The organism is Clostridium sp. UBA4548, assembly GCF_002387895.1.
Classification (GTDB): domain Bacteria; phylum Bacillota; class Clostridia; order Clostridiales; family Clostridiaceae; genus Clostridium_J.
In genome coordinates this window covers 154,465-169,022 of record NZ_DGLI01000001.1, presented here as the reverse complement: position 1 = coordinate 169,022, position 14,558 = coordinate 154,465, and the positions used below count along the sequence as shown (strand labels likewise).

At 31.3% G+C, this 14,558-nt stretch carries 12 protein-coding genes; 11 read left to right on the top strand and 1 reads right to left on the bottom strand.

The annotated features are described in order from the left end of the window. Positions 1–4: 4 nt before the first annotated feature. The 8 genes from ybeY to ppdK all read left to right on the top strand — a co-directional run bounded on the left by ybeY (position 5) and on the right by ppdK (position 8,414). Positions 5–505 (top strand): rRNA maturation RNase YbeY, encoded by a 501-nt coding sequence (ybeY, locus tag B3040_RS00900; protein ID WP_291569378.1) that lies wholly within the window; start codon positions 5–7, stop codon positions 503–505. A 64-nt stretch (positions 506–569) separates the two neighbouring features. Beyond that, positions 570–1,268 (top strand): diacylglycerol kinase, encoded by a 699-nt coding sequence (locus B3040_RS00895; protein ID WP_017414418.1) that lies wholly within the window; start codon positions 570–572, stop codon positions 1,266–1,268. Between the two features lie 435 nt (positions 1,269–1,703). Further along, entirely contained in the window at positions 1,704–2,102 is a 399-nt protein-coding gene (locus tag B3040_RS00890) for a cytidine deaminase (protein WP_291569377.1), read from the top strand. A gap of 9 nt (positions 2,103–2,111) precedes the next feature. Continuing rightward, a complete protein-coding gene (gene era / locus B3040_RS00885) occupies positions 2,112–2,993 on the top strand; it encodes a GTPase Era (protein ID WP_291569376.1) in 882 nt (293 codons plus the stop codon). A gap of 26 nt (positions 2,994–3,019) precedes the next feature. Continuing rightward, complete coding sequence (gene recO, locus B3040_RS00880) at positions 3,020–3,784, top strand: DNA repair protein RecO (protein ID WP_291569375.1); 765 nt, start codon at positions 3,020–3,022, stop codon at positions 3,782–3,784. 13 nt (positions 3,785–3,797) lie between these two features. Beyond that, on the top strand, positions 3,798–4,409 hold the full coding sequence (locus B3040_RS00875; RefSeq protein ID WP_291569374.1) for a DUF4342 domain-containing protein: 612 nt from the start codon (positions 3,798–3,800) through the stop codon (positions 4,407–4,409). Positions 4,410–5,090: 681 nt separating this feature from the next. Beyond that, a complete protein-coding gene (locus tag B3040_RS00870) occupies positions 5,091–5,723 on the top strand; it encodes a helix-turn-helix transcriptional regulator (RefSeq protein ID WP_291569436.1) in 633 nt (210 codons plus the stop codon). A gap of 57 nt (positions 5,724–5,780) precedes the next feature. After that, positions 5,781–8,414: a pyruvate, phosphate dikinase gene (gene ppdK / locus B3040_RS00865; protein ID WP_291569373.1), complete on the top strand. Its 2,634-nt coding sequence runs from the start codon at positions 5,781–5,783 to the stop codon at positions 8,412–8,414. A 142-nt stretch (positions 8,415–8,556) separates the two neighbouring features. Here the strand turns inward: ppdK and B3040_RS00860 are convergent, their stop codons facing one another. Beyond that, entirely contained in the window at positions 8,557–9,621 is a 1,065-nt protein-coding gene (locus B3040_RS00860) for a CotS family spore coat protein (RefSeq protein WP_291569372.1), read from the bottom strand. Between the two features lie 598 nt (positions 9,622–10,219). Here B3040_RS00860 and B3040_RS00855 point away from each other — a divergent pair. From B3040_RS00855 to rpoD, 3 genes are all read left to right on the top strand, one after another. Then, the gene (locus B3040_RS00855) at positions 10,220–11,236 is read left to right on the top strand and encodes a deoxyguanosinetriphosphate triphosphohydrolase (protein ID WP_291569371.1); all 1,017 of its coding nucleotides are present in this window, start codon (positions 10,220–10,222) and stop codon (positions 11,234–11,236) included. Positions 11,237–11,560: 324 nt separating this feature from the next. Continuing rightward, positions 11,561–13,330 (top strand): DNA primase, encoded by a 1,770-nt coding sequence (gene dnaG / locus B3040_RS00850; protein WP_291569370.1) that lies wholly within the window; start codon positions 11,561–11,563, stop codon positions 13,328–13,330. 22 nt (positions 13,331–13,352) lie between these two features. Then, the gene (gene rpoD / locus B3040_RS00845) at positions 13,353–14,459 is read left to right on the top strand and encodes an RNA polymerase sigma factor RpoD (protein WP_291569369.1); all 1,107 of its coding nucleotides are present in this window, start codon (positions 13,353–13,355) and stop codon (positions 14,457–14,459) included. Positions 14,460–14,558 lie beyond the last annotated feature (99 nt).

Sequence of the window (14,558 nt, the reverse complement as noted above, 5' to 3'; positions counted from 1 at the left end):
TAGCATGATCTATTTAGATAACAGACAAGATAAAATAGAGATAAATGAGGAACTAGAAGAAACTATTATGGAAATTATCCAGTATACATTAAAACAAGAAGAAGTTCATATTCCTTGTGAAATTAGCGTTATCTTTGTTGATAATGAGGAAATAAGAGAAATAAATAATGATATGAGACATATAGACAAGGTGACAGATGTGCTGTCCTTTCCTATGCTAGAATATGAAGAACATAAGGTCTTCAAGGAATTATATCTAGACTACAACTTTAGTCCCACTGACTTAAATGAAGGAAACTTAGTTCTAGGAGATATGGCTCTTTCTTTAGAAAGGGCATTAGAACAAAGCGTTGATTATGGACATTCTTTTTTAAGAGAAGTTTGCTATCTTGTAGTTCATTCTATTCTTCATCTTTTAGGTTATGACCACATGGAAGAAGAAGATAAAGTAGTTATGAGAAAAAGAGAAGAGGAAATATTGAATAGATTTAATATTAATAGATAAAATAATCATAAGTGTTTGACATGGTGAAAAGCACCATGTCAACTTTGTTTAAGGTGGTTTTGTAATGAAGGTCAAAAAGCTTGTTGATAGTTTTAATTATGCTATCGAGGGAATAATATATTCTATTAGAACTCAAAGAAATATGAGAATTCACATGGCAGTAGCTCTTTTAGTACTTACTGCATGCTTCTTTTACGATTTAAGCAAAATAGAATTACTAATAATAACTATAACTATTACAATGGTAATTATGGCCGAGATGATAAATACAGCAGTAGAATGCGCTATTGACGCAACTACAAACTATTATCACCCTTTAGCTAAAATTGCAAAAAATGTGGCAGCTGGGGCAGTATTAATTACAGCAATAAATGCAGTATTAGTAGCATACATCATATTTTATGATAGAGTATTACCTTTTTCTATTATAATGATGTCAAAGATTAAAAACTCTAGCCCACACATGATATTTCTCATGCTTGTGGTAGTAAGTATTGTTACTGTAGTAGTTAAAGCCATATATGATGAAGGAACACCTCTAAAAGGAGGAATGCCAAGTGGTCATAGTGCTATAGCATTTTCAGTAGCAACCACAATAACCCTGTTAACCAATGAGCCTCTAGTGATGATTCTTTCTTATCTACTAGCAGCTATTGTAGCACAAAGTAGGGTAGATTCAGAGGTGCACTCTATTTTAGAGGTTATATTTGGAGCAGCTTTCGGGTCTTTACTTACCTTATTACTTTATCAGTTTTTAGGTTAGTTTAGGAGTCTATGGTGATAACTTGTTTTGTATAGAACTGAAAAGTCTTAAAACAGCCAAGGTAGAAGTAAATATATAAGCTAAGTGTTGACCTTGGTTTATGAAGCAGATAAACTAGAATATAATTCAAAATAAACTTGTTCATTATTTAACAATTTTTAAAGTAGAAAGTACTTTAGTTTTTGAAATAGCTTACTTTTATATAATATTTGTTACTGAAGTCCACAAATTGGGTCTAATAGGTAATACACTGGAAAATATATTTTCATAGAAAATTAAACATTGAATTTATTAACTGTAGTGGTATAATTTATGTACCATAAGCTTGTAAAGTGAGAATTGAATAAAATATATGTAACATTGTTGAAGAATAAGAAGAATTATAATGTAGAAGTAGTAGCGAAACTTATAGATTGATTTTTGGAGGGATTTACTGTGGAGGAAAGAAATTTAGTGAAATTAGCTATAGAGGCAAGAGAAAAAGCCTATGTACCATATTCAAAGTTTCCAGTAGGAGCTGCTGTTGAAATGGAAGATGGAACAGTGTTTACTGGCTGTAATATTGAAAATGCATCCTTTGGTGCTACAAACTGTGGAGAAAGAACAGCTATTTTTAAAGCTGTATCAGAAGGTCATAGAGTTATAAGAAGAATTGCAGTAGTAGGAGATATGACTACTTTCACTACACCTTGCGGCATATGCAGACAAGTAATTGCAGAATTTGCAAGCAAGGATATAGAAATCATATTAATTAAAAATGAAGAAGAATATGTAAAGAAAACTTTAGAAGAAATATTGCCAGGTGCATTTACTAAAGAAGACTTATTTAAATAAGGAGGAATTATGTTCAAATCAGGATTCGTAACAATTATTGGAAGACCAAATGTAGGAAAATCTACCTTAATAAATCATATAATGGGGGAGAAACTATCTATAGTTTCAAGTAGACCACAAACCACAAGAAACAACATACAAACTATTCATACTACTAAAGAACATCAGATAGTGTTTGTAGATACTCCAGGAATGCATAAACCTAGACACAAGCTAGGAGAGTACATGGTTAAGGTTGCAAAGGATTCAGTTAATGAAGTAGACGTAGTACTATTTTTAACTACTCCTGAGGAAGAAGTTAATGCTGGAGATATGCACATATTAGAACAATTAAAAGAGTGTAATGTACCAGTGTTTTTATTAGTTAATAAAATTGATGAGAACCCAGAGAATAGAATTGCAAAAACTTTGGTGAATTACTCTGAGATATTTAGCTTTAAAGAGATAATACCTATGGCAGCAATTAATGGTAAAAATGTAGATAAAGTAACAGACCTTATAGAAAAATACTTACCTGAGGGACCAATGTATTATCCAGAAGATATGATTACTGACCAGCAGGAGAGGTTTATAATTACGGAAACCATAAGAGAAAAAGCTTTAAGACTTCTATCCCAAGAAGTACCTCATGGTATTGCTGTGGAAATAATTCATATGAAAAAAGATGAAAAAGGCAGATATAATATAGAAGCAAACCTATTATGTGAAAAAGATTCTCATAAGGGAATAATAATAGGAAAAAATGGAGCTATGATGAAGAAAATTTCCACCTATGCACGTCAGGACTTAGAAAAATTCTTAAATGCTCCTGTAACACTAAAGCTTTGGGTGAAAGTTAAGAAGGACTGGAGAGACAGCCAATTTATGCTTAAAGAGCTTGGATATAAATAATCCTAAACAACGTAGGGGTTGATTAATTGAGTACTATAAAAACGAGAGCAGTAGTTATAAAAACTCAAGATTACAAAGAACATGATAGGTTGGTTTGGCTTTTAAGTGAGGATTTAGGAAAGATTTCTGTACTTGCAAAGGGAGCTAAAAAGAGTAAGAATAAAGGGTTTTCTATAACTTTACCCTTTTGTTTCGGTGAGTATGTGGTTTATAAGGGCAGAAGTCTTTATACTTTAAATGAAGGAAGAATTATTGAATCCTTTCAGGACATATTAAATGATTATGAAACCTTAACATATGGCTCCTACTTTAACGAGCTTATAGACATAGCTTGTGGAGAGGAAAATTATTTAAGTCTTTTTAAGGATCTTGTAAGCTCTTTTTATCTATTGAAAAGTAAAGCTGTAGATTTAGAATTACTAGCTAGAACCTTTGAACTAAAGCTTTTAAAGGCTACTGGGTATGGACTTCATCTTGAAAATTGTGCTATATGTGATAAAAAAATTAGTTCCTCTGATTTTATATCCTTGCAATTTTATGGTGCAGTTTGTGGAGAGTGTGAAAAAGTTCATGGAACACATGTATCAAAGGGCACATATAATGTGTTAAAGTTTTTAAATTCCGTGGATACAGATAAAATATCTAGGCTTTCTGTTAATGAAGCTACAAAAAAGGACATATATAAAATTATTACAAACTTTATATTTTTAAATTATCCAAGAAAACCTAAGAGCTTAGCTATGCTAGATTATTTTAACATAATACCTGAAATCAGTGAGGATAAAGAATAAAGGAGGAATTGGTATGAGTGAAATTACCTTAGAGAAAATTGATATTATAAGAAGTAGAACTAACTTAAGTTACAGCGAAGCAAAAGAAATCCTTGAAAAATGCAATGGTGATGTGGTGGATGCATTGGTTTATCATGAAAAGGTGAAAGAAGAAACCAAGGAAGAAAAATCTTTCATGAATGATGTATCAATGACAGTAGATGAATTTATTGCTTATATGAAAGACTTGGTTAAAAAAGGGAATGTTACAAGAATTAAGATTAAAAAAGAAGATAAAACTCTTGTAGATATTCCCGTTAATGCAGGTATTGCAATAGGTCTTGTGGCACTATTACAACCAATATTATTAATGGTTGGAGCAGCTGCAGCTATAATCACTAAGATTCAAGTTGAAATAACAAAAGAAGATGGTACAGTTGAAGTAGTAAACAAAATCATAAAGTCTGTATTCAATGAAACTAAGGAAAAGGCTAATGAAGCTGCCCAAGATATTAAGGATAAGTTTAATAGTCATAATAGTGAAAAGGAAAAGAATGCTGATGAAGTAAATTCTTTTACCTACACTGTAAAGTTTGAAGAAGATATAGCAAAACCTGAAGAAAATACTGAGCATAAAGAAAGTTAGCAGCAATGCTAACTTTTTATTATGAATAATAAAGATATAGACTATTAATTTATACTTTATAACTAATTTTAGGTTTAACATAAGTCATATAACCTTACAAGTAAAAAAGTATTTTATTAATTACAAAAAAGCCTTAAGGGAACCACGTTAGTAATAATGTGCAAGTTAAGTGTTTATTTTAGTTCCCTACATAACTAAACAATTGAAAAACTAGTTTAGTTATGTAGCAAATACATAAGTTCAGCAGTATTCCTATATAACTTAATAAATTCAAAGCTAAAAGCAACTTATAGGAAAGAGCGTGCAAAAGTAGTTTTATTATTAGTGAAGTTTCTTTATTGTATTCTATATAAGTTTAATGAAATTTGCTTTATTACATATAAAAAATATATTGAAAAACTCCATTAATACCTTCATTTTTATGAAAATGTTTTCATTTAGTGAGGTTTTGTAATATAAAATGTATAAAATTTATATTATTTAACAAAAATAAGAGATAGCTAAGATTTTTCATTAAAAAATCTTAATATTTCTTGGTTAATTTAAGAAAAACATTGAAAAATTGTATTACTTGTTATAATATCATGGTATAATAGAAACTATGGAAAATATGTCAACTTATCTATCTTCATATAACTTATGTAAATCTGCTTTAGTTCATATTGAAAGGCGGCGAAATATATTAAACTCTCAGCAAGACAAGAAGAAATAATTAAATTAGTAAAAGAAAATCAGCCTATAACTAGTGAAGCATTAGCTGCAAAGTTAGGGTTAACTCGTTCCGCCCTAAGACCTGATCTTGCAATACTGACAATGAGTGGATACCTAGAAGCAAGACCAAAGGTTGGATACATATTTGGGAAAAAACCATCAGAACAAATAAGTAAGTCTTGTTTCACAAACATAAAAGTTAAAGATGTTATGTCGAAACCTACTGTAGTATCTGAAGAAACTACAGTTTATCAGTCAATTTTAAATCTTTTCTTAAATGATGCTGGTACACTGTTTGTAGAAAACAATGGCAACCTAGTGGGAGCAGTATCAAGAAAGGATTTTATTAAGATGGTAATGGGAACAGTTGATATACACAGGGTACCAGTTGGCATAATAATGACTAGAATGCCAAATATAGTTTATGTATACGAAGAAGAATCAGTTTTAGATGCGGCAAAAAAGATAATAGAGCGACAAGTTGATAGTTTACCAGTAGTACAAAAGGTAGTAGAACAAAATAAAGAAGTGTTTAAAATAGTAGGAAAAGTTTCAAAAACTACTATAACACAATTATTCGTTACGATGGGTGAAGATGAGTAGGAGTTTATAACTCTCTATTTATTAAACTATAGATATTAATTTTAAGGGGTGTATACCATGGAAAACAAAAAGTACGTTTACCTTTTTAGTGAAGGTGACGCTTCAATGAAGAATTTACTTGGTGGTAAGGGTGCAAACCTTGCTGACATGACAAGCATAGGAATTCCAGTTCCACAGGGATTCACAGTAACTACAGAAGCTTGTAACAAATATTATGATGATAACAGAACAATAGCTCCAGAAATCGTTGAGCAAATTCATGCTAAAATGGCTGAATTAGAAAACATTTCAGGAAAGAAATTTGGAAGTTTAGAAAATCCACTACTAGTATCAGTTAGATCTGGAGCAAGAGCTTCAATGCCTGGTATGATGGATACAATATTAAACCTTGGATTAAATGATGATACTGTAGAAGTTATGGCTAACAAAACTGGAAACCCAAGATTTGCTTACGACTCTTACAGAAGATTTATTCAAATGTTTGCTGATGTTGTTATGGAAGTTGAGAAAAAACATTTTGAAGAAATCATGGATGAAATGAAAGAAGCTAAAGGTGTTAAACTTGACACTGAATTAGATGCTAACGACTTAAAAGAGTTAGTTAAAAAGTTCAAAGCTTTCTATAAAAATGCTAAGGGAGAAGAATTCCCAAGCGATCCAAAAGAGCAATTAATAGCTTCGATAACTGCTGTATTTAGATCTTGGAACAACCCAAGAGCCATCGTTTATAGAAGAATGAATGATATTCCAGGAAGCTGGGGAACAGCTGTTAACGTTCAAGAGATGGTATTTGGAAACAAAGGAGAAACTTCTGGTACAGGAGTTGCATTCTCAAGAAACCCATCTACTGGAGAAAAGAAAATATTTGCTGAGTACTTAATGAATGCTCAAGGTGAGGACGTTGTTGCAGGTATCAGAACTCCACAACCAATAGAGCAATTAGAAAAAGAAAATGCAGAAGTTTACAAACAATTCATGGATATAGTAAATACATTAGAAAATCATTACAGAGACATGCAAGACATGGAGTTTACTATAGAAGAAGGAAAACTTTACTTCTTACAAACTAGAAATGGTAAGAGAACTGCTCAAGCTGCTCTTAAAATAGCTGTTGACCTAGTTGAAGAAGGAATGTTAACTAAAGAAGAAGCAATTCTTAAAGTTGAACCAAAACAATTAGATACATTATTACATCCTAACTTTGATGCTACAGACATGAAAAATGCTGCAGTAATAGCAAAGGGTCTTCCAGCATCTCCAGGAGCTGCTTGTGGTAAAGTTTACTTTACAGCTGAAGAGTCAAAAGCTGCTCATGAAAAAGGAGAAAAAGTTGTTTTAGTAAGACTTGAAACTTCACCAGAAGACATCGAGGGAATGATTGCATCTGAAGGTATATTAACAGTTAGAGGTGGAATGACTTCTCACGCAGCTGTTGTTGCTAGAGGAATGGGAACTTGCTGTGTAGCTGGTTGTGGAGATATTAAAGTTAACGAAGAAGCTAAAACTTTCGAAGTTGGCGGAGTTGTTTACCATGAGGGAGATTACATATCTATCGATGGAAGCACAGGAAACGTATATGCAGGACAAATTAAAACAGTTGAGCCAGAAATAAGTGGATACTTTGGAACATTCATGGCTTGGGCTGATGAAATAAGAAGCTTAAAAGTTAGAACAAATGCTGATACTCCAAGGGATACAGCTCAAGCTGTTAAATACGGAGCTGAAGGTATAGGTCTTTGCAGAACTGAGCACATGTTCTTCGAAGCTGATAGAATTATGGCAATCAGACAAATGATCGTTGCTAAAGATGAGACTTCAAGAAGAACAGCATTAGAAAAATTATTACCAATGCAAAGACAAGACTTCATAGGAATCTATGAAGAGTTAGTTGATAGACCAGCTACTATAAGATTCTTAGATCCACCACTACATGAGTTCTTACCACATGTAGATGAGGAAATCAAAGAATTAGCTGTAGAATTAGGAATAACTTTCGAAGAGTTAAAAGCTACAGTTGACTCATTACATGAGTTCAACCCAATGATGGGACATAGAGGATGTAGATTAGCTGTTTCTTACCCAGAAATCGCTGAAATGCAAACAAGAGCAGTTATAGAAGCTGCAATAGATGTTAAAACAAGAAAAGGTTATGACATCGTTCCAGAAATAATGATTCCACTTGTTGGAGAAGTTAAAGAGCTTAAGTATGTTAAAGATATAGTAACAAGAACTGCTGATGCTATAATAGCTGAAAGAGGAATAGAGCTTAAGTACATGGTTGGTACAATGATAGAAATCCCAAGAGCTGCATTAACAGCTGATGAGATTGCTAAAGAAGCAGAATTCTTCTCATTTGGTACTAATGACTTAACTCAAATGACTTTCGGATTCTCAAGAGATGATGCTGGTAACTTCTTAAAGCATTATTATGACAAAGGAATCTATGAGTCAGATCCATTCCAAAGATTAGACCAAACAGGTGTAGGTAAACTTGTTGAAATGTCTGTAAAACTAGGAAAACAAACTAGAGAAGATATTAAACTTGGAATATGTGGAGAGCACGGTGGAGACCCATCATCAGTTGAGTTCTGCCATAACATAGGATTAAACTATGTATCATGCTCACCGTTCAGAGTTCCAGTTGCAAGACTTGCTGCTGCTCAAGCAGAAGTTAAAAACCCAAGAAAATAGTAATATTCATATAATGGATGTTGTTAATTTCTAAGTTTATTCTCAAGGTGAGTTTAAATTCACTTATGTAAGACTTAAGGTTTTAAATACAAGAATAAGGAGTTGGCTTTAAATAGTCAACTCCTATATTTTTATATGTTATTTATAGAGTTTCACCAAATTTAAACTCAATGTACTCTGTAAACTTGCGAACAAAATTAAGCTGGTCTTCATGTTGAGCTACAACTTTTTCAATTAAAGATATAAAGGCCTTTTTATTACACTTTGAAATATTTGCAAAGTAATCTCTAGAAATTTTCCAGTATTTCTGAGGAAAGGCTAAATAAGATAAAATATACTTGTAGTCGTCTATTGTCAGTTCATTGTGTTTTTCATATTCATTTAAGAAAGTTATAGTTAATTCCACGTTCCACTTTGTTCCATCACGCCTTAGAAGTCTTCTTAAGCAATAGGAAATATCAAGAGCACAGAAGTCATATTTACATTTATCAAAATCTATAACCCAAATGTCATTTTTATCTACAATAATATTTTTGCTAACATAATCATTATGGCAAAGAGACTTTGATAAGTTATTAAGGTTTATAGAGCTAGAAATATTATTAGAAGTTTTAGCTAATAAAAGACTTGTTTCAATGTTATCTAAAAAAATTCTAGAAAACTTGTCGTTATGTTTAAAAGCTAAATTTGAATAGGTCATTAAATTGTTATAATGTTTATTTAATGAATTATGAGAGTTATTACAACCGATTTTCTCTGAACTACCTAGGATTGGTTTGAAATTTTGAGAAACTTTATGAATTTTACCAAGGTTGCCGCTAGTTAAAAGTACATGTTTTATAGAATCAAAATCGCATTTATCACCATCAATCCAAGGCGTTAAAATGAAAAGCATATTTTCATAATTAACATATCTACTGTGATTTAAGGTGGATAAAATTCTAGGAACATTGATTTCATACCTATATAACCATTCCACAGCTGAGTAAACAAATAAAAGTTCTTCGAGGGGGAAATAAACTTTTTTAAGACAGTATTCTTTATCCTTATAAGATACCCTATATACTGCTCTTTGCTTGTCAGTATCCTTTAATTTCACTTGATAGACCTCAGCATTATGTAAACCATAATAGGGTAATACGTATTTTTTTACATTTTTTTCAGATAATAATTCTATATTGTTTTTGTTTTTAGCAATACTAGTCATAACAACACCCCTTAAAAAATATTTTCAGTACTAGAATATTATTTCTACATTAAAAAAGCGCCCTAAAGATAAATAAGGAACATTCATTCATAAATTCACTAGGATAACTATTATAAATTAATAAAAGATATGCTTAATAAAATCACTAGAATATTAAAATCAATTATATTAAATTATGAACAGGTTTATTTTGTGGAACCACTTTGAAAGCATATTTGGACCGTCATAAAAGTAGTTTACATAAGCTGAGCACCGCAAGGCCAATCAGCAGCTTCTTAAAGAAGAAGACAGACTTGAAGCTTCAAAAATGTTGTTAAAGAGCTAGTGTTAAATGATAAAAATTAAGCTTCAATTTTATAAAAACTTAGTTAATCGTAATAATATTATTTATAATACAAGTATATTATTAAAGTAGTAACAAATATTACATTTTTAAGTAAGAATATATGTAAGTTGAAATATTATTTCTTCATTGTAAGATAATTTTGAGCAACTTATACAAAAGAGAATGCAAAATAGAATTAGGTATACTTAAGTAGTATCTTTATTGCATTCTATATATATTAGAAAATATATATAGTTTTATGGAGGAGTTTTTGTGAATATTAGAGAAAGAATAGAAAGTGTTGAGAAAAACACATTAATACCAGAGGCAGCATATTCATTTTATTCAAAAGGAAGAAAAGTCGAAGAAAATAAAGATGATATAAGAACTTGTTATATGGTAGATAGAGATAGAATAATACATTGCAAATCCTTTAGAAGACTTAAGATGAAAACTCAAGTTTATATCAAGACTTGGAATGATCATTATAGAACAAGACTTACCCATACTCTAGAGGTTGCTCAAATTGCAAGAACTATAGGTAGAGGCATAGGTCTTAATGAAGATTTAATTGAAGCTATTGCCCTAGGACACGATATTGGACATGTAGCCTTTGCTCATAATGGAGAAGAGGTTTTAAATGAGCTGTTACCACAAGGCTTCAAACACAATGAACACAGTGTTAGGGTATTAACTAGACTTGAGAAAAACGGTAAAGGATTGAACCTCACTGAGGAAGTATTAGATGGTATTTTATATCATAGCGGATTTTCAACTTCAGCTAAAAGATCCTACACCTTAGAAGGGCAGATAGTAAAGTATAGTGATAAGATTGCTTATGTTAACCATGATATAGATGATTCTATAAGAGCTGGACTATTAAGTGAAAGGGAAATACCAGCAGAATATATAAGTTCTCTTGGAAAAAGTCATGGAGATAGAATTGATACTCTAGTGAAAGACTGTATATATAATACAATTACTAATATAAAAAACTATAACCCTTCAGTTTCCTTATCTAGTGAAATAGAAAAGTCATTAAGCGGTCTTAGGAATTTTATGTTTAAAAATGTATATAACGGAGATATTTTAAAAGTGGAAAGAGATAAGGCGAAATTTGTTCTAACTCATGTGTATAAGTACTTTTATAATCACCCAGAGAAACTTCCAAAGTTTTATGGAGAAATTGCAAAGGAAGAAGGATTATCCCAAGGTGTTGGGGATTACATTGCTGGAATGAGTGATGAATTTTGCTTAAGTTTATTTGATGACATATATTTACCAAGATAAATAATGGCCATTAGTAAGGCTCATTTATATAGATTTTAATTATAAGGTTTTGAGAAATGGTTATCTTATAGATAGTTTAAGGGAATATTAATAGAAAAGTTGTTGCATTGTAAGCTTATTAGTAACTAAATGCATGCATATTTATTAAAAACCATATATTATTTATTAAAAATTTAATTTTTTGAAGGAAAACGGCACTTTGTACAGAATATAATAATAGCAATTACTACAAAAAAATAAAAAAAGTTCAAACAAAAGAAGGAATATAAGACTTTTTGTCGAAATTGAAAAGGTATGGACTTTATAGGCAGGTGAAATCGTTAAGTGTTTTCAGAAGAAGTCATACAAAAGGTAAAAGAACAAAATGACATAATAGATGTGGTTTCAGATGTAGTGAGATTAAAGCATACAGGAAGAAACTATATCGGCGTGTGTCCTTTTCATCATGAAAAAACACCTTCCTTTACTGTATCAAGAGATAAACAAATTTACAAATGTTTTGGATGCGGAGAGGCTGGAAATGTCATAAGTTTTGTTATGAAAACAAAGAATGTAACCTTCCCAGAAGCTGTAAAAGTTCTTGCTGAAAGAATAGGAATTGACATTGAGGAAAATAACGATAAAAAAATAGAGCGAGCTAAATTTGACAAAATGTACAATATAAATGTAGAAGCAGCAAGATTCTTTTATAATAACTTAAGGAAAGATGAAAAGGCCTATTCATATTTTAAAAATAGAGGTATTAATGATTCAACTTTAAAGAAGTTCGGAATTGGCTTTGCCTTTGATGGTTGGCATAACCTTAGAAATTATTTAAAAGCCAAGGGTGTTAAAGAGGAAGAATTGCTTAATCTAGGACTTGTAGTAAAAAGTCCCAAGGGGTCAATATACGATAGATTCAGAAATAGGGTGATTTTCCCTGTTTTTGATTATAACGGTAAGGTTATTGGTTTTGGAGGGAGAGTTTTAGATGACTCTAAACCTAAATATTTAAATTCACCAGAAACCCCCTTATTTAGAAAAGGAATACACCTCTATGGATTAAATTTTGCAATTAAGACTAATATGGATAGAACAGTAATAATAGTAGAAGGCTATATGGACTGTATATCCCTTCATCAACATGGAATAACTAATGTGGTAGCAACCTTAGGAACTGCTTTAACAGAATATCAAGCTAAGCTTTTAAAAAGATATGTGGATAAGGTGATAATTTCCTTTGATGCAGACGTTGCAGGGCAAAATGCAACTTTAAGAGGGCTTGAAATCTTGAAAAAAGAGAACTTTGATATAAAGGTATTACAAGTACCACAAGGTAAGGATCCTGATGAGTATATTAAAGCTAATGGAAAAGAAGCCTTTTTAAAGCTTGTAAATAATGCACTACCTCTTATTGATTATAGACTAAAAAAAGCAGAAGATGGAATAAATTTCTTGAATAAAGAAATGATAATAAAATACGTGAACAACATAGCAAATATACTTGCAACACTTCAACCTATTGAGAGAGAGGTGTATGTAAAACAAGTTGCTCAAAAAGCTGGAGTAAGTGAAGAGTCTATTTTGGAGACAATAAGAGATATTAACAAAAAAACTTCAAAAAATGAAGAAAAAACTAATATTAATGTAGATTTTGGGCAAAAATTATATTTAGAGCCTGCTTATGTGAAAGGTGAAAGAACACTTTTGAAGCTTATGCTCAAGGATAAGGAATTTTTAAAGATTATTACAAACTTAATAAATAGAGAAAATTTTATTGTAGAAAGTCATAGAACGATTTATGACTTAATAGTAAATTATCATCACTTGCCTGATGATGAAAGAAATTCTAAAATCGATACAAAATGTGCAGAAGATAGTGAATGCACAAAAGAATGGATAAATATACAAGAACTCCAAGTTAAATTAGGCGAATACGATGTGGAGAGAATGATTCATGATTGTATCAGAGAGATTAAAAAATTTAAGTTAGAGGAGTCGAAGAAAGAGATTATGAGCAAAATTAGGATATGTGAGTCCAAAGGGTTAGTAGAGGAATCTATGGATTTGGCGCAACAACTGATAACTATACAAAAGGAAATAAGTAACGTATAAACCTTAGAAAGGAGGTAATGTGATGAAAGACGAAAAAGACATAAAAGACATAAAAGAAATAAAAGACTCGAAAGATATGAAAGATAAAAATACAAAAGTAACAATAGTTAAAACCCTAATTGAAAAGGGAAAGAAAAAAGGCTCTCTAACATATAAAGAAATAATGGATGAACTAGAGGATGTAGATTTAAGCCCAGAGCAAATAGAGAAAATCTACGAAGTTCTTGAATCAATGGATATTGATGTAGTAGGAGATGTTCAAGAAGAAGAAGAAATAGACATTTCAATACCAGAAGGTATAGCTATAGATGACCCTGTAAGAATGTATTTAAAAGAAATAGGAAAAGTACCTCTACTTTCCTCTGAGGAAGAGATGGAGTTAGCTCAGAAGATTGAAGAAGGAGATGCATACGCTAAGAAAAAATTAGCAGAGGCAAACTTGAGACTTGTTGTAAGTATTGCTAAAAGATATGTAGGAAGAGGAATGCTATTCCTTGACTTAATCCAAGAGGGAAACTTAGGTCTAATAAAAGCCGTAGAGAAATTTGATTACAGAAAAGGTTTTAAATTCAGTACCTATGCTACTTGGTGGATAAGACAGGCGATAACTAGAGCTATTGCAGACCAAGCAAGAACTATAAGAATACCTGTACACATGGTAGAAACCATAAACAAATTAATTAGAGTTTCAAGGCAGTTACTTCAAGAACTAGGACGTGAACCATTACCAGAAGAAGTAGCAAAACACATGGATATGTCTGTAGATAAAGTTCGAGAAATAATGAAAATTGCTCAAGAACCAGTATCTCTAGAAACTCCAATAGGTGAAGAGGAAGATAGCCATTTAGGTGATTTTATTCCAGATGACGATGCTCCAGCACCAGCTGAAGCAGCAGCCTTCACAATGTTAAAAGAACAATTAATTAGTCAATTACGCACATTAACTCCAAGAGAAGAAAAAGTGTTAAGACTTAGATTCGGACTTGATGACGGTAGAGCAAGAACTCTCGAAGAAGTAGGTAAAGAGTTTAATGTTACAAGAGAGAGAATAAGACAAATAGAAGCTAAAGCCTTAAGAAAATTAAGACATCCAAGCAGAAGTAAGAAATTAAAAGATTATTTAGATTAATAAAACTTAACTAAATATCAATATAGATGTGAATATAAATGAATTAAAACATCCCTATATTTAAAAATATTGGGGTGTTTTAATTTTTCATAGGTATTA